Consider the following 15,821-nt stretch of genomic DNA (forward strand, 5'->3'; position numbering starts at 1 on the left):
ATATGGCATACCGGGTACTGGTTGTCGATGACGAAGCCGTCATTAGAGCTAGGTTAAAAGGTTATTTTGAGAAAGAGGGCTATGAAGTGCTCGAAGCTCAAGATGGCGATCAAATGTGGTACGAGTTTAATCGTCAGCACATTGACTTGGTGATGCTAGATATTAATCTACCGGGCGTTGACGGCTTAAGTTTGGCACGCGAGTTACGCAGTAAAAGTCATGTGGGAATTATCTTGGTGACTGGCCGAGATGAAACTATCGACAAGATTGTGGGCCTTGAAATGGGCGCCGATGATTACGTAACAAAACCATTTGAACTGAGAGAGTTATTGGTCAGAGTTAAGAATTTACTTTGGCGTATGTCATTAGTGAAAAAAGCCGTCGCTGATAGCGCCGAGCAAGACGACCCGAATGACAATATCATTGCATTTAACGACTATGTGTTAGAGCTTAATAGCCGTCAATTGAGCCATAACGGTGAGCAAATTAAGCTGACTAAAGCGGAGTTTGAACTGTTAACTGCATTTTCACTGCATCCACAGCAAGTGTTATCCCGCGAGCGTTTAATGATGCAAACAAGTCATCGAAATCAAGATGTTAACGACCGCACGATTGATGTGATTATTCGACGCCTACGTAATAAGTTATCTGCGGAGTTATTTGTAACCGTGCATGGTGAAGGTTATTTGTTTGCCGCTAAGGTTAAAGATTAAGGCTGACTCGGTAAAACAAGCTTAATCAGTATTTACCCGATAGATAGGGTAGTAGTCTGCTGGCGGTAAACTGGTTTTTAGCACATTTGGGTTGATATGATCGGGATAAATGCTTTGAATTTCAGGCCCTATATCGCCAAAGGGCTTTGCGCCTTGTAGCTCCCTGACAGTGATATCAACAGCCAGTTTACCTTGTAACACCACTTGATCGTCGTTACTAAACTCAACCTTGCCGCGATAAATCCCTCGCAGCACCGCAGGTGATAAATAGCTGCTGATAAGCTTAACTTTATCGGTGAGTTGATATTGCCTAACAATACTAATTCCCGCCTCAATAGCAACTGCGCTGCCAAGAATATAGTCTGGTGTTTGCTTATCTAATAGTGCTTCTAGCTCATCTCGATACAGGTTGCGATTGTTATCAGCGTGGTGCACAGCACTAACAGTTACTTGGCTGCCTTTTAGGGTTGCAATAAGCCCTTGTTCAACTGAATCGCTACCGCCTAATTTATCAGGCCCGGTTAATAAGGCGATAGTCATAGGTTTATTGGCCACTTGCTTAACATGTTCAGCAGCTTTTACCCCCATTTGATACCAGTTTACGCCGATCCGCGTGGTAACTTTATCGTGGCTTAAACGGTTAACGAGCGCAGTAATCGGCTTAGTGATTGGTTTAGCGTAATCTTTTAAGAGGTTTGGGCTGACACTGCCAATAATAATTGCGTCAAAGTCCTGTTGCATGCAGTTATCTAGCTGGCTTAGTTGCTTATCTAAACCATAGTAACTACCTGCTTCGTATAGGGATAATTGTAGACCTAGCTTTTCAGCTTGCTGCACTAAACCGTAATTAATACCGGTCCAATAAGTATCTTTAAGGTGCGGCACTAATACGCAGATCCGCCAAGCTTGTTGCGCTTTTTTTAACGGGCTTAGGCTTAGCGCTTTGCTTTGTTGGATGGTTTTTCCATAAGGAGTGCGTTGCTCTAGCGACCAAGGCTTAGTTTCTACTGCGTTAACCAGCGGACTTAATATGATTAAGCCTACAAGAAGTATTTGCTGCGGTAGAAGTTTGACCATGGTGAGCATCCCTATGAATCGCCAATTGGGCTTAAATTGACAATGTTAGCCCATTGGAATTGATTAAATCTTTAATGCAATTGGTATAGTATTGTATCAGCTTAATAGATAACAGTGAGTGTATTGTTTTTGCTTAAATCCCCTTTGCCAAAATTGTCCTTATCAAGAAAAAGCCTGATTGGTCGACTCATGTTGGCATTTGGTTTGTTGGGCTCACTGTTATTACTGTTAGTGACGTTAGGAAGTATTAGCTTACGTGGCCTGCAAGAGGCTGATAAGTACCTATATAACCGCGCCTTACCTGCATCTGAAGCGGCAAGTCAGTTGGCGTTATCGAGTAGCGCATTGGCTGAAAACGCCAAGCAATTAGGGCTGACAGAAGATGAATCTCAGCGGCAGTTTGTTGGTCGCAAGCTGTCGATTGAAAGTGCCACCATGTTAGGTGAAATCAAAATTTTAAAGGAGCTTGAGGTCAATTTTGACTTTAGCTTAGAGCAAAGTGCGTCAGAGATCATTGTCGATATCTCCAAGCTTGGCGAGCAGGTGGGACGCCGTATTGCTGTGAGTCGAGATCTGCAGCAACAAGGTAAAGATTTAGTTGAGGCTGCCAATAAAAGTACCGAGCTATTGCTAGCTGAGCTCGCGATTGTCGATTCAGGTATTTTATCGAAATTGAGTTTGGCTTATCCCGATGCTGTTGGCAGCGAAAAAACTGCGCAACTGCTCGATACCTTAATTGAGCAAGATCTTGATACTCAAGAAAGGTTAAATCGCGGCCTTAAAATTGTGTACAACATTGCCTTGATTGGGCAGATGTTTCAGTCGCCGGAGCTTGAGTCAGGTATTTACACATTACTGGGTGATATAGGAACTCGCTCAACCCAAGTGGTTTACGACATTCCACCACAACTTGCAGCTCCAACACATAAAACAGCCAGTCAACATCAGCAGGATAAATTTGCTAAGGCGGTAGGCGATGTTGAGGTTCGCTATTTATCATCGCTGACAAGTTTAGCCAAGATTGTGCGTGACCCTAACCGTACCGATGCGCTATTAAAGCAGTTTAACGTATTGCAAAAGCTGCCTGAAAGTATTGCGCTGCAGCAAGAGTATACTCAGTTTAACCGAGCGCAAGAGCTGCAATTACAGAAAATCACCGACAAACTCGATGTGCTTAATGATGAAGTGGCTACAGCCATGCAGTTTCGACGTTTGGAAGCTGAAAACGCGAGGCATGAATACTTAAAGCAATTGAGCTGGTCTAAAGCCGGGCTTTGGGTCACTGGTTTGCTGATGTTTTTGGTGATCTTTGTGGTGGTTTATAAAGTTATTTATAAAGGGATTGCCTTGAAACTTGATGCCGCGACCAAGGCGTTAGCTCAGTTGAGCTTAGGTAATACTGCAGTAACCATTGATACCCAAGGTGACGATGAACTTGCGGCTATGGCGAGTGCAATTAAAGCCTTTAAGCAAAAAACCGATCACAATCAAAAGCTACAAGCCGAACTACGCGATATTGCAGCAGAGTTGTTTGAGCATAAACAAGCGCTTGAAGCTAAGGTTGAAGCGCGAACACTTGAGCTCGCAGAAGCCAATATCCAGCTCGATAAAGAGTCCAAAGGCCATGAGCTTGCCCGCGATATGGCCGAGCAAGCTAACCAAGCTAAATCGTTATTCTTGGCAACCATGAGCCATGAGATCCGCACCCCGCTTAATGGTTTATTAGGCACGCTTACTTTACTCGGGCATTCAAACTTGCCGCCTGCTCAGCAGCAGATGTTAGCACTGTCGCAGTACAGCGGCACCTTGCTGCAAACTGTATTGAATGACATTTTAGATTTCTCTCGCCTTGAGCAGCGCAAGCTCGCCAATGAACCACGAGCGGTTGATATTAATGAGCTATTAGATCAGGTGGTTGCCATAATGCTGGCCGGAGCAGGCCTTGCAGGTTTAACGCTTAGAGCTACTCATGAAAACCTGCCCAAATGGGTGTTCATTGATGGGCCTAAGCTTAGGCAGGTACTGCTCAACTTACTGGGTAATGCTATCAAGTTTACCCCTCAAGGCCAGGTTGAATTGATAGTGGAAGTGCAAGATAAGCAGCTGTTATTTAAAGTACAAGATACCGGTGTTGGCATTGATTCAGCGGCGATGAAAAAGCTGTTTAAAGCCTATAGTAATGAATCAAGTAAAGGTCGAGATCGCGGTACCGGATTAGGTCTTGCCATCAGTAAGCAGTTGGTTGAGCTGATGAACAGTGATAGCAGCAACTACTGTAATAGCCAAATACTGGCATCAGATGTAGTACTGAGTGATGCTGGCGTATGGGTAGAAAGCGAAGTCGGCAAGGGCAGTTGTTTTGGCTTTAGTTTACCGCTGGTGATTTGTGACTGCCCGGATATTGAGCTGCAAACTCAAGCACAAAAAGTCGCGGCAAAACATGTATTAGTTATTGAAGATAATAAAATTAATGCCATGGTCGCTCAGGGCTTCTTAGCCCATTTAGGCCACAGCTCGGAACTTGCTAAAAGCTGTGAGGCTGCGCGGCAAACTTATACGCTAGCTACTGTCAAGAAGTTTGATGCCATTATGCTCGATATTCAGCTTGGTGATGGCTCGGGTGTTGAGCTTCTTGCTGAGCTGCAAACTGTTAACCAACAGGCTGGGCATCAATTGGACATCGCTGCATTTACCGCGCAATTACAAGCCGATGATATGCAGCATTATCAAGCAAAAGGCTTTAACTTGGTATTGATGAAACCGCTAGATATGCAAGCGTTATCAAACTGGTTAGGCTGCGCCGATCCAATCGTTACTAAAGAGCCTTCAGCCAGCAAAGAGCCTTTAGCTAATAATGAGCCTTCAGCCAGTAAAGATCCTCCAACTGGAGAAAAGCCTACAGTCTGCAAAGCACCCTCAGAACAGCTGCTAGACACTTCTCAGCTTGAGCAAGATCTGACTTATCTGGGAATAGAAACAGTGCAAGAGCTAGCCCAGTTATTTAAGCAAAGCAGCGAAGTTCATTTTAAAGGTTTGCTGCAGCAAGACGCAGATGTAAAACATATTCTGCATGCGTTAAAAGGCAGTAGTGCCAATATCGGCCTTAGTGCACTATCGGCAAGATGTAAGCAATTAGAGCTGCTAGGGTTAAGCCAAAGTGCGTATCAGCAAAATGAACATCAAGCGCTTAATGAGCTAAGAGCTGACTCTATTACTGCTTTGCATTTGTGGATATCACAGCAAGAAAGTTGAGCGCTTTAATCTCTTATTTGGGATTAAAGCGCTAATATCGATAATGAAATCGTGGAATTAGCAGCCTGTATCGACTGAGCTAATAACTGGTGTCCCCGCAGTTTTCCAGTGGTAGTTGAAGTAGCAATTTGTCGCTCTAACTTCAGTGATGGTTGGCTGGGCTACATCTAAGATACTTTTTGGCGCAGCGGCAACTGCGTAGCTACCGTTTTCCACATAAATGCGGTAGCGCCAATCATTCACATCAAGTCCTGCCGCCTTAAATATTTCAGGCGGTGTCGCATAGCCTGCGTTAAACCCCGTTCCGGTTGCTGTAGCAGCCCAAGGTTGATGGTTACTACCTGTGATCTCAGAGAAAGTCACCACATCGGTTAGGTTGTTTCCAGAAGTAAGTGTTTTAGATTTAAAAAGTGATACTGAAGATTTTATCGAGCCTACAGCGCTTTTGATTGCAGCGCGGTTAGCGTCAGATTTTAGGTTAATAAATTTGGGCGCGGCGATAACTGCGAGTATGCCGAGTACGATAATCACCACCACAAGTTCAATTAAGGTGAAGCCTGAATGACTGCTATATCTTGAGTGTATTGTATTTTTCATGGGCACTACCCAAAAGTATTGGATAGGTTTAACAATGGCATAAATCAGCGATAGATAAAAGCCGTGACTAACCTTGTCGTGAGCTAATGGCAGACATAACAAAAATGCCGCCTATGATAATCATGGGCGGCATTTTATTTGATGCTTTTAATACGCTAGCTTAGCGGCTTTCGCTTTCAAGCCACTCGGCATCAGACTTCACCCAAGCGTAGGTGAGGCGTGCTAAAGCTTGATAGAAGTTACCTGTATCAACTTCTGTCACCTTAGCCACAAAATTATTTAGCCAGTTAGCTAAATTGGCTTTAATGAAGTCATGTTGCTCCGCTTCAGTGCTATGAGTACAAAGGTGAGCTACGTAAGCCAAGATCACCGCTAGGTGGTCTGCAGGCTCAGGAAACTCACTTTGTACTTGCAGCTGACTCTGTTTTAAAAACTGAGTCATCTGCTGATGCTGTTCACCAAAGAGTAGCGGCTCATCACCTTTTTTAGCTGGCTTGTCAGTTAAGTACAAGCTCGCATAAGGTGATGCACTGTGTTTAGTGCCGACTAGGAACAGACCGCAATAATCGGCGGCAAGTTCCAGTAATGCCTTATCTGTCTTAAGCCTTGCTAGCTCGGCGACTAAGGTGTTTACATCGGCTTTAAACTCACTTTCACTGCTCAGCTGCGCCCAAAATTGCTGGGCTTGCTCGCTGGTTAAATCGTGCAGTGTTTTATGATCAATCTCTCTCGCAAATAGTGACGATAGTAATTGATAAATAGTGCTTCTAACCTGATCAACTGGGTTGATCTCTACTGACTCTGTGTTCACAGCATCTTTCATCATAATGCAATCTCAATCGGGCCGCTAAATGAACTAACTGCAGGTACTTTACCTTGATACTTTTCGTAGTCAACAAGACAAGTATAAGCAGAACAAGCCTGTGCAAGCTTAGAGGTACCAATATCTAACGTTAGAGTATTTGGATCACCGTAACTACAGATTGCACCAATTTTTGCGCCACCCTCTTTGCTACCGTCTTCACCTACAGGGCCATACCATGCACCTTCTTCGATACGGATAACGCCACGAGGGAATTTTTCCGATACCACTGCACCAGCCAGTAACTGCCCGCGGTCGTTAAATACGCGTACAATATCTCCTGATTTAATGCCACGTTTCTTAGCATCTTCAGGGTTTAGGTATACAGGCTCGCGACCGTTAACAGTGTAAGTTTCACGGAACTCCTGCGATTCACACATTTGTGAATGCAGACGCTTGTCTGGGTGGCAAGACTGCATCCAAATTGGGTGCTTGTCTGAACCTGGGCCGCCATGGCTACGTTCTGCTTTTTCCATCCAAGTTGGGTGGCCTGGGCAATCATCGTATTCATAGTTAGCGATCTTACGGCTGAAGATCTCAATCAAACCAGAAGGCGTACCGAGTGGGTTGATCTCTGGATCATCTCTAAATGCCGCGTGACGTACCCAAGGCTTACCTTCGCCAAAGTACACGTAACCTTCTTTCCAGAACTCTTCAAACTCAGGCATTTCAAACTTGCCAGCGTTTGCCGCTTTACAGTCGTTATATAGTTTCACTAACCAGTCGTGCTCAGTCATGCCACGAGTGTATTCTTTCTCTTTGCCAAGTAGTGCAGCAAAGCGAGTGAAGATCTCGAAGTCTGAAAGACTTTCAAATAACGGCTCAACCATTTTCTGCATTGCAAGCAAACCACGGTTTGCATATGCGCCGTAGATGTCGATGTCATTACGCTCAAACGTAGTACATGCAGGCAGTACGATGTCTGAGAAACGACAAGTTGCTGTCCAGTTCATATCGATCGATACAATGCACTCAAGCTTGTGGAACGCTTTCTTCATGCGGTTACGATCTTGGTGGTGGTTCCATGGGTTGTTACCTGAGAAAACCATCATCTTAATGTCTGGATACGTCACTTTAGCGCCGTTTGCGTCAATGGTTTTACCTGGCTCTAGGATTGAGTCAATCCAACGGGCAACAGGAATAGTGTTGCTTGCGCCTTTAAAATCATTGTTATCAAAAATTGGCTTCTGACCTTCATCAAGGTTACGTGGGAACGCACCTGGCGCCGCAGCACCTGAAGATGGTACACCAATACTTGAGTAGTGGTGACCATAGCTAATACCGCCACCAGGAAGACCAATTTGGCCAATCATAGTTGCAAGTACCGCTGCCATCCAGTAAGGCTGCTCACCGTGTTGCTGACGCTGAATACACCAGCCCATCAACATCTGTGTGCGATCTTTAGTCATTACCTTAGCAAGGTCACGGATGATTTCTGCTGAAACACCTGTGATCTCTGCTGCCCACTCAGGTGTTTTCTCAACACCGTCTGTTTGGCCCTTAATGTAAGGTAAGAACTTGTCGAAGCCTAAGCTGTAGCCTTCAATGAACTTAGTGTCATGAAGGTTCTTTTCTACCATTTCGTGAGCAATACCTAGCATTAGCGCTACGTCGGTTTGCGGATTAATGTAAAGTTGCTCACAACCTAAGTATTGCTGTGTTTTCGTGACGACTGGGTCAATGCTGATCACACGGATTTCGCCTTTAGCAACTTTCTCTTTTAACTGAGCAAGGTATGCATAAGACTCATGTGTTTCAGCGTTCCAGCCGACTTGTAGGTTCTTGTATGGATCATTCGACCATAAAATGATGGTTTTAGAATGTTCCAGAATTAACGACCAAGAAGTACCTTGAGCGTAAACTTCAGTAGAACCTAAGATGTAAGGCAAAATTGTTTGCCCTGCACCTGTTGAGTAGTCACCAATCTTCTTAACGAAGTTACCGTGCATGCCCACAGCGCGTTGCATGTGGCTGGTGCTTGAGTGCAACTGACCTGTTGCGCGCCAACCTGTTTGGCCTGCGTGTAGCCCCGATGGACCATACTTAGTTTGCACTTCATCAAGTGAATCTTTAAATAGGCGTAATGCCTTATCCCAAGTCACACGTACAAAGCGGAAATCACCGCGTTGTGTGGTATCGCTTTGGTGGCCTTTTAATAAAAAGTCTAAGCGTACCATTGGGTAACGAACGCGTGATGGGTTGTAAACTAAGCCCTTAATACCGTTGATCATATCTGTTGGATACATATCGGTATCGAAAGGTTTAACTTCAGAGATCACGCCGTTCTTGCGCTTCATCTTGAACGCACCGAAGTGCGCTCCTGTTGTTAGCCAGCCGTCAGATGCATCTGCACCAGCTGCCGCTAAAGCGTTTAGTGGCGCAAGTACTGATGATCCGCTAAGTACGACATAAGATGTTCCTACTAAGCCTTTTAGAAAGTCTCTTCTGTTCATTACGCTATGTCCTATTAGTGAGCTGACTTATCGAAAGTTGATGAATGCTCTTGTAAATACTTTTGTACCAAAGCCTGTGTATCTTGATCCATGTTGACGAATGCGATCATGCCTTGGAACATACCTGGCCATGTGTTGGCATCAAAATGCGCTTCAGCTGGCTGAGTGTGACATACACTACATGCTGTGCTGTATGTGCTACGAGCGTAATCCCATAGTGGCTGCAGATCAGTTAGCAAGTAGTCAGTATCTGTCCAGATATCCGCTTCAACACGTTGCCATTTAAGGCCTGTCATTGGATCTTCTTTCTCTTCGAAAGTCTTAATTACACCTTCTTCTAGCGCAGCATCTTTAGTTAACTGAGCTGATAGAATGTTTAAGCCAAAGTCGTAGTAGATCACGCGGCCTGCACCGATTTTCTTTCTCCAACCGTCAATACCAATTTTGGCGCGGTTGCCTTTAACTTCTAAAACTTTCACTTTAGTAGCAATGTTAAGCGTACCTGCTTCAACGTCAGTTTTTTCGTTGAAGAATAAAGGCTTAGTTAATGCTGTAAAGTAAGTTTGACCTACTTGAACACCACTTACACCACGGCCCACTTCAGCGATTAACTCTGGCGCACGAGCGGTACCCATTTCAGGTAGCTTGTGTGCGATACCTTTGTGGCAATCAACACAGCTTTGGTCTAGCTCTGCAGCGCGTTTCATTTGCTTAACCGCTAGCTTAGACATGCTGTCCCACTTCATAGAATCGTACTGGTGACAGTTTTTACATGCTGCAGACTTATCACGGTCAAAACGTTTCCACTCACGGCTTGCCATTTCAAGACGCTTATCTTCAAATTTCTCTGGTGTATTAACGGTGTTAAATAACCAGCCGTATACATCGTGAGATGCTTCTAACTTACGTGCAATCTTACGGCCATAGTCATGGGGTACGTGACAGTCTGGACAGGTTGCACGTACGCCTGAGTGGTTTGAAAAATGCACTGTCTGTTGTAGCTCTTTGTATGGTGTACTTTCCATACTGTGACAGCTGATACAGAACTCTTCTGTGTTCGTCGCTTCTAGAGCAGTGTTAAATCCACCCCAGAAGATAATGCCCATTAGAAAGGCGGAAATACTGATACTGCCTAAGGTTAGGTATTTAGCTGGTTTAGTCAGTGTGCGCCAGATGTTAAGTAACCATCTCATAACGGCATCCTCGTAATAAATTTAAAAATGTAATTGAAAATTAGTGAGACGCAACGCCACTAAATGTAAGCGAGATCCAGATAATTAAGCCGTATACGCTAACGAATGTGGCGGCTAATGCTGGAAATAAAATGAAGATGATAAAGCCCAGTGCTTTTAGCTCATCTTTTTTGCTGCTAACGTTTTCTTTTGGGGGACATTGCTCAGTCATGACTGTGTGCTCCGGCTAATCCATACTTTTTGATTAAGCTAAGTATAGTTAGTTAATGTGAATAGTGATGAGGGCATCAATGAATGAGATAAGACAACTTATGACAAAATATGAATGGATTTCTCATCATTGATTTTATTATTAATTTAAGCTTAATTTTATATCAGTTTTAACTGTATTTTTAAATACTAAATAACGAAAGGGTTATAAAAGCACTAAAAATAAAGCGATGAGCATTATTTTAGTGCTTGTTTATGACAGGCTTTGTAGCAAGGGGAGGTGAAGAAAGGTTTACTTTGAGAACACAATATACGCGATAAAGCCTATCCAGCTTAGGGTGAGTAATCCCCAAGGCAGGTAAGGGCTAGCGGCTCTATCTTCAATATTACTATGGTCTTGCGCTTCTTTATTGACTTCACGGGCCTTGGCACGGTTTTCTTGTTTACGTGCTTTATCGCGCTCTCTGGCTTTACCTTTTTGTAATTTCTTGTATTCAGCTATGCCTTTTTCAATGCCTTGGGCAATCAACTTAGTTTGCTCTTTGGTTTGCCCAGGCTTCTGCGTTGATTTTGCGACTTGCAGCGCTTCTGTTTTGGTTTCGTCAGAAATTGCTTTTTTTGCTGCTGATGTTTGCGTACCAGATTTTTTATTGGACGCTTTATTTGTTTGGGTTGTTGCCATGAGTATTTGAATGCTTAGCTAAGAATAAGCGCACTATATCAGCTCTGCTTAGGGATGTGCAGTGCGCTGCCAGATGCAAAGATTAAACATGATTTACAAGCCGTTTAGGATGCTTATTTAAGTGGCGGCCTAACAAGCATCGAGGCAAGTATTACCTAATGATGACTGCTAATTAGTCGCTAATAATCATTAGCGCAGCAGGCTAGCTTGCAAGTGATTGTGAAGTGGTCTCTTGAGTCGCTGCAATGGGGTTTTCAGCAAGGTACTCAAACAAACCGGTTTGCATATTGACGTTCCAAAAGCGTCCCGCCAGAGTTAGCGCTAAGGAATTTTTGTGCAATGTCGCTAAGCCATTTGTTTGCCAAGCGCTAAACAGTGGAATCAGATGCTGCGTCATATCGCTGGATAATAAGTTTAACTCTAGTCGACCGCCGTCTAAGCCTCTTTTAAAAATGGCATCTAGACTAGCTGATGGGTTAGGGCTCATTAACATGCCGGGCACTTGTACAGGTACTTGTACCGGAAAAGATGGCGCTTGTACTGCTTGAACAGATGCAGTTTCAAGCGCTGTTGATGCCTCGTCATGAGCCAAGTGCCATTGCTTTAGATCGCGAGCGTTCATACAGCCGTGACCATGAATACTGCCGCCGGCGCCAGCACCAAAGGGTAAAATCTCAATACCACTTTTAGCCAAGCTGTTATATACACTGCGCTCACGACTATCTCGACGCCAATGACAGCTCGACAGTCGTTGCCAGTTTTGCGATTCAAAGTGATTAGCACCACTGGCGTACATATTGGCGCGAGCTTGGCTGTCGGCTTGATACTCACTTAAAGCTGTGCCTAGGATTTTGCCTTTTTCTCGAGCATGATCAATACGGGTGCCGCTTAAACCTATGAGTTGGTATAGATCAACACCGTGCACGCCGCTGTCGATAACTGCTTGTAAGTCTTGCTGCCAAATGTCTAAGGTTTGGCCTGGTAAACCAAAAATAAGGTCAATAACGATACTTGCACTTGGGTGCTGACTGAGTTGGTTTAGTCGATTAAGCAAGAAGTCTTTATCATCAAAGCGGCCAGCTGCTTGGCGCACTTGAGTGTCAAAGCTTTGCACACCGAATGAAAAACGATTAAAGCCGTTTGCTGTTGCGTTATGCCACTTATCGTCGTCAAAACCGTTGAGTCGACCTTCTAATGTAACCTCAGCATTCTCTATTAGTGGAAAGCGACTAATGGCTTCACCAAGCAGTTTGACTTCATCACTACTTATATCGGTGGGGGTGCCGCCACCTACATAAACAGTATTAAACGGCTGGCTTTGTACCAGAGGCGTATCAGCGGCAATTTTTAACTGCTCAGTTAAGCGTTGCATATAACGGTTAATACGCTGCGGATTAGTGCCGTTTTCAAAGAAGTTACAAAAAGTGCAGCGCTTACGACAAAAAGGAATATGAATATACAGTGCACGCTCAGTTGCCTGACTAGGTTGCTGCCACCATTGTTGCCATTGCTCTGACTTAAGAAACACCGGCCGGCTGCCGCTTCGGCCAGCATGGGGGGCACTTTTGACTTTAAAAGCATGTTGCAGGGGATCTGGGCTGGCAATGCCTGTCATGGTTGGCGTTAAAATCATCACGGCTCTCAACATAAAAAGTTATTTTGATAATGATAATTATTATCAAGTGGGTTTTTAGTGCGTTTGATCAATTAATTCTTCTTTGCAATGTAAAGATGAGCTTTGGAGAACGGTCGTGTTTGGCTGGAGAGTCGGGATCACAACAGCTAGCAAGCTCTGCTTATGTTGCTGATAGGACGGGGAGTAATGGTCTGATTTACAGCTCATTTTTGCCAGTGTGACCAGCTTTTTAAATCTTAATAGATGAAGTGCTTGAGACTAATTAAATTAGTCATCGTGTAGCCCGCAGTGACATTTTTATCTAAGCAGGGCATAAAAAAGCCTATGAGAACTGACTCATAGGCTTTTTAGTACACAGAAAGTGATTTAACAGCTTACAGCACGCTGACGGATAATAAATGCTCTTGCGTGATCATAGGCAAGGTTATACATAAAGGCGTAAATGGTAATAAATACCGTGACACCTAAGTCCATAATCAGCGCTTCAATAATGCCAATATTGAGCATGTAGGCGATAACGGGGACGGTAAAAAACAGTAAGCCGATTTCAAATAAGCTCACGTGCAGCACACGTATTTTAAAAGGGCGCTTTTCTTTGTCGCCAGTCACGACCTGGTCAAATAGCCAGTTGAAAATAAAGTTCCATGTCATTGCCATAGTGGCAATAATTATCATCATACCTGATAAAGAAGCCACTTCATGATCGGTAAAGATTGCTAAACCAATAATGGAAAATGTCACTGCTAGTACTTCAAACAAAACTGAATGAAATACCCGCTCTATAATACTCATTGCGCGCCTCGAAATAGCTAACTTAAAACAGAACGATTCTGTAAAAGGGCGCAGATTATTGCAGAAATTTGCTATAGATAAAGTTAACAGCTATCACGGTTGGTGATAGTCTGCGGCATGTAATCGAATTTAGGTGATAAATATGTACAGTTTTGAGCAGTTAAAGATTTTTGTCACGGTATGCGAAAGTGGCTCTTTTTCAGCTGCAGCACGTAAATTAAAACGCGCTCAGTCAGGAGTGAGTCAAGCGGTGGCTAACTTAGAGATAGCCATCAACCAAGAGCTATTTAGCCGCGATAAAAATACCCCGGTACTGACTGAAAACGGTAAAGCCTTGCTGCCTATCGCCTATTCGATATTGCACCAGCAGCAGTATTTTGATCAAAAAATAGTAGCGCTGAGTCAAGAAAATGAGCATGAGCTGGTTATCGCAGTTGATGAAAGTCTAATGAGTGATGAGCTGTTGGCGATGCTGACGCCATTGGCTGATAAGTATCCGGTAACCGATTTTGAAATCATTACAGCCTCAACTTTTGATGTAGAAGAGCTGGTTCGTAAAGGTAAGGCGCAAATAGGCATTGTTTATGCCGATGGTGAGCTTAAAGTGGATATGGACTTTTTTACCCTTGGGCAAGCCCGCTTCTTAACGATAGCTTCGCCTCAGCATGAGTTAGCCAAATTGCCGTTAGTGCAAGACTCTGATCTAAAGTCTTATCGTCAGTGCGTGCACCGCAGCGCCAAGCAGCGCGAGTTATGGTTTAGTTATGCAATTAGCTCGAGGCTATGGTATGCCAATACTCATCAGATATTAGTTGCGCTGGTTGAGCAAGGTGTAGGTTGGGCAGTAGTGCCAGAGTCATTAATCGAGGACAAGATCTCACGTGGAGATGTGGTGGTACTGCCTGTTGCTCATGAGTACCACGGTTGGTTAACAGCCGTGGGCTGCATTGTATCTCGTAGCCACAGTTCAGGGCCTGTGCTTGATAGCGTAATAGAGATATTGCAGGGCAAGTTTCTAAACGGTGATCTTGTTAGTTAAGGCTGCGAGCTGGCTTAATTTACGCAAATAAAACGGCTTAAACAAAGTTATGCAAATAAAGCTATTTAGATAAAGCTACTTATATAAAGTTACTTATATAAAGCTACTGAGATTAGCCATCTGCAAAGCGGGCTAAGTTAGCTTTTTCTCTATCCATAACTGATAGCTCGTGTTGCATCAGTAGTTGCAATTTGTCTGCACTAACCGGGGTTGTTGCCTCAAGGTAACTTAAGGCTAAATTGGCAAATATCTGGCTGAAAATAAGCTTGGCTCTGGGCATATGAAACTCTGATGTCACCAGGCAAAGCTCACGGCATTGTAGCTTTTCAATAATAGCTATGGCCAAGGTAGCATCTTCAAAGGTAAAGCGGCTAAGGGCGATATCAGCAAATGCTGTTTCAGGTACACCTTGGCTGATTAAATAGCGCTGGCCGTACACTGCGTGTGGTGTGTCAGTTTGATTAAAGTGAGCGCCAAAACCGCCAGTCAGTAGCAATTTACTTTGCGGTGACTCTCGATAGGCTTTTAGTGCCGTTTGGCAGCGAGAAAGCGCGATATCTGATAAGTTACCTTGGTTATCGTTGGGTGCGCCAAGCACTATAATTACAGAATTAGCTGTTGAATTCGCCGCTTGATAGCTACTCACTTTTGTTTTCCCTTAGTTAACCATTATGGTTTTATCTTTGTCGTACAAAGGTGTTTTGTACTAAATGATCAAGTAAGCGCTCAGCCTTAACATGTTTAAACTGAAGTGGTGATCCTAGCTCGCCAAAAAGTGGAATACCGCCGCCTAGCAAAACTGGGATTGTGGTAATAATTAACTCATCTATCAAGTCTTGCTTTAGGAAGTTTTGAATGGTTTTACCACCGTCGATATATAGGTTTTGATAACCTTGGCTGTTTAGTGTTGCAATCACTTCTGTTAGCTCGCCTTTAATCAAAAAGACTTTGCCTTCAAGTTCGTCAGGCACTTGGGTTAAGGTGTTACTTAATACAAATACAGGCTTAGTATATGGCCAATCAATGCCAAAGCTGAGCACGATTTCTAATGTATTTCGCCCCATCACCAAGGCGTCGATACGGCCGATAAAATCAGTAAAACCTAGATCGTCACCGTCTGGATTTGGGATCTCGTGTAACCAATCAACTTTGTTGTCTTTATCTGCAATGAAGCCATCAAGGCTGGTGGCGATATACACGATATTGGTCATAGCTATTCCTTACTTAAGCACTGCTTTTATATTAAGTGATAAGTCTAGTAGTGGGGAGCGTATAGTGACTTTAAAGCTTAGCTTGAACCGATTAGTCCTATCTA

At 43.9% G+C, this 15,821-nt stretch carries 14 protein-coding genes; 3 read left to right on the forward strand and 11 right to left on the reverse strand.

Annotation, left to right across the window (positions count from 1 at the left end; all coding sequences use genetic code 11):
* The first annotated feature begins 2 nt into the window (after positions 1 to 2).
* Complete coding sequence (gene torR / locus L2740_RS04370; protein ID WP_248469755.1) at positions 3 to 713, forward strand: two-component system response regulator TorR; 711 nt, start codon at positions 3 to 5, stop codon at positions 711 to 713.
* 21 nt (positions 714 to 734) lie between these two features.
* Here the strand turns inward: torR and torT are convergent, their stop codons facing one another.
* Complete coding sequence (gene torT / locus L2740_RS04375) at positions 735 to 1,790, reverse strand: TMAO reductase system periplasmic protein TorT (RefSeq protein WP_248948904.1); 1,056 nt, start codon at positions 1,788 to 1,790, stop codon at positions 735 to 737.
* Between the two features lie 189 nt (positions 1,791 to 1,979).
* Here torT and torS point away from each other — a divergent pair, with 189 nt between their 5' ends.
* A complete protein-coding gene (gene torS / locus L2740_RS04380; RefSeq protein WP_248948905.1) occupies positions 1,980 to 5,042 on the forward strand; it encodes a TMAO reductase system sensor histidine kinase/response regulator TorS in 3,063 nt (1,020 codons plus the stop codon).
* A 57-nt stretch (positions 5,043 to 5,099) separates the two neighbouring features.
* Here torS and L2740_RS04385 read toward each other — a convergent pair whose 3' ends face one another.
* From L2740_RS04385 to L2740_RS04420, 8 genes are all read right to left on the reverse strand, one after another.
* Positions 5,100 to 5,639, reverse strand: a complete 540-nt coding sequence (locus tag L2740_RS04385; RefSeq protein ID WP_248948906.1) for a type II secretion system protein — start codon at positions 5,637 to 5,639, stop codon at positions 5,100 to 5,102.
* 160 nt (positions 5,640 to 5,799) lie between these two features.
* Positions 5,800 to 6,465 (reverse strand): molecular chaperone TorD, encoded by a 666-nt coding sequence (gene torD / locus L2740_RS04390; protein ID WP_248948907.1) that lies wholly within the window; start codon positions 6,463 to 6,465, stop codon positions 5,800 to 5,802.
* Entirely contained in the window at positions 6,462 to 8,954 is a 2,493-nt protein-coding gene (torA, locus tag L2740_RS04395; RefSeq protein WP_248948908.1) for a trimethylamine-N-oxide reductase TorA, read from the reverse strand. Before torA ends, torD begins: the two co-directional genes overlap by 4 nt.
* Positions 8,955 to 8,968: 14 nt before the next feature.
* On the reverse strand, positions 8,969 to 10,147 hold the full coding sequence (gene torC, locus L2740_RS04400) for a pentaheme c-type cytochrome TorC (protein ID WP_248948909.1): 1,179 nt from the start codon (positions 10,145 to 10,147) through the stop codon (positions 8,969 to 8,971).
* A 40-nt stretch (positions 10,148 to 10,187) separates the two neighbouring features.
* On the reverse strand, positions 10,188 to 10,358 hold the full coding sequence (locus L2740_RS04405) for a periplasmic nitrate reductase, NapE protein (RefSeq protein WP_220781937.1): 171 nt from the start codon (positions 10,356 to 10,358) through the stop codon (positions 10,188 to 10,190).
* 291 nt (positions 10,359 to 10,649) lie between these two features.
* Positions 10,650 to 11,039, reverse strand: coding sequence for a DUF2956 domain-containing protein (locus tag L2740_RS04410; RefSeq protein ID WP_248948910.1), 390 nt, complete (start codon positions 11,037 to 11,039; stop codon positions 10,650 to 10,652).
* Positions 11,040 to 11,241: 202 nt separating this feature from the next.
* A complete protein-coding gene (hutW, locus tag L2740_RS04415) occupies positions 11,242 to 12,672 on the reverse strand; it encodes a heme anaerobic degradation radical SAM methyltransferase ChuW/HutW (RefSeq protein ID WP_248948911.1) in 1,431 nt (476 codons plus the stop codon).
* A 369-nt stretch (positions 12,673 to 13,041) separates the two neighbouring features.
* Complete coding sequence (locus L2740_RS04420; RefSeq protein ID WP_248948912.1) at positions 13,042 to 13,467, reverse strand: PACE efflux transporter; 426 nt, start codon at positions 13,465 to 13,467, stop codon at positions 13,042 to 13,044.
* Positions 13,468 to 13,609: 142 nt separating this feature from the next.
* Between L2740_RS04420 and L2740_RS04425 the strand changes: the two genes are divergently transcribed.
* Positions 13,610 to 14,506: a LysR family transcriptional regulator gene (locus L2740_RS04425; RefSeq protein ID WP_248948913.1), complete on the forward strand. Its 897-nt coding sequence runs from the start codon at positions 13,610 to 13,612 to the stop codon at positions 14,504 to 14,506.
* 112 nt (positions 14,507 to 14,618) lie between these two features.
* On the opposite strand, the gene L2740_RS04430 is transcribed toward L2740_RS04425, so the two are convergent.
* Both L2740_RS04430 and L2740_RS04435 read right to left on the reverse strand, forming a co-directional pair.
* Positions 14,619 to 15,152 carry a YdcF family protein gene (locus L2740_RS04430; RefSeq protein ID WP_248948914.1) on the reverse strand — a complete coding sequence of 178 codons (534 nt, stop codon included), beginning with the start codon at positions 15,150 to 15,152 and terminating at the stop codon, positions 14,619 to 14,621.
* A gap of 31 nt (positions 15,153 to 15,183) precedes the next feature.
* Positions 15,184 to 15,717 carry a dihydrofolate reductase family protein gene (locus L2740_RS04435; protein WP_248948915.1) on the reverse strand — a complete coding sequence of 178 codons (534 nt, stop codon included), beginning with the start codon at positions 15,715 to 15,717 and terminating at the stop codon, positions 15,184 to 15,186.
* Positions 15,718 to 15,821 lie beyond the last annotated feature (104 nt).

Source organism: Shewanella pneumatophori, from assembly GCF_023283895.1.
Taxonomy (GTDB): domain Bacteria; phylum Pseudomonadota; class Gammaproteobacteria; order Enterobacterales; family Shewanellaceae; genus Shewanella; species Shewanella pneumatophori.

Excerpts from the sequence above, each read along its gene's own strand:
- torR (WP_248469755.1), top strand. The coding sequence starts at position 3 with ATGGCATACCGGGTACTGGTTGTCGATGACGAAGCCGTCATTAGAGCT.
- torT (WP_248948904.1), bottom strand. The coding sequence starts at position 1,790 with ATGGTCAAACTTCTACCGCAGCAAATACTTCTTGTAGGCTTAATCATA.
- torS (WP_248948905.1), top strand. The coding sequence starts at position 1,980 with ATGTTGGCATTTGGTTTGTTGGGCTCACTGTTATTACTGTTAGTGACG.
- L2740_RS04385 (WP_248948906.1), bottom strand. The coding sequence starts at position 5,639 with ATGAAAAATACAATACACTCAAGATATAGCAGTCATTCAGGCTTCACC.
- torD (WP_248948907.1), bottom strand. The coding sequence starts at position 6,465 with ATGATGAAAGATGCTGTGAACACAGAGTCAGTAGAGATCAACCCAGTT.
- torA (WP_248948908.1), bottom strand. The coding sequence starts at position 8,954 with ATGAACAGAAGAGACTTTCTAAAAGGCTTAGTAGGAACATCTTATGTC.
- torC (WP_248948909.1), bottom strand. The coding sequence starts at position 10,147 with ATGAGATGGTTACTTAACATCTGGCGCACACTGACTAAACCAGCTAAA.
- L2740_RS04405 (WP_220781937.1), bottom strand. The coding sequence starts at position 10,358 with ATGACTGAGCAATGTCCCCCAAAAGAAAACGTTAGCAGCAAAAAAGAT.
- L2740_RS04410 (WP_248948910.1), bottom strand. The coding sequence starts at position 11,039 with ATGGCAACAACCCAAACAAATAAAGCGTCCAATAAAAAATCTGGTACG.
- hutW (WP_248948911.1), bottom strand. The coding sequence starts at position 12,672 with ATGATTTTAACGCCAACCATGACAGGCATTGCCAGCCCAGATCCCCTG.
- L2740_RS04420 (WP_248948912.1), bottom strand. The coding sequence starts at position 13,467 with ATGAGTATTATAGAGCGGGTATTTCATTCAGTTTTGTTTGAAGTACTA.
- L2740_RS04425 (WP_248948913.1), top strand. The coding sequence starts at position 13,610 with ATGTACAGTTTTGAGCAGTTAAAGATTTTTGTCACGGTATGCGAAAGT.
- L2740_RS04435 (WP_248948915.1), bottom strand. The coding sequence starts at position 15,717 with ATGACCAATATCGTGTATATCGCCACCAGCCTTGATGGCTTCATTGCA.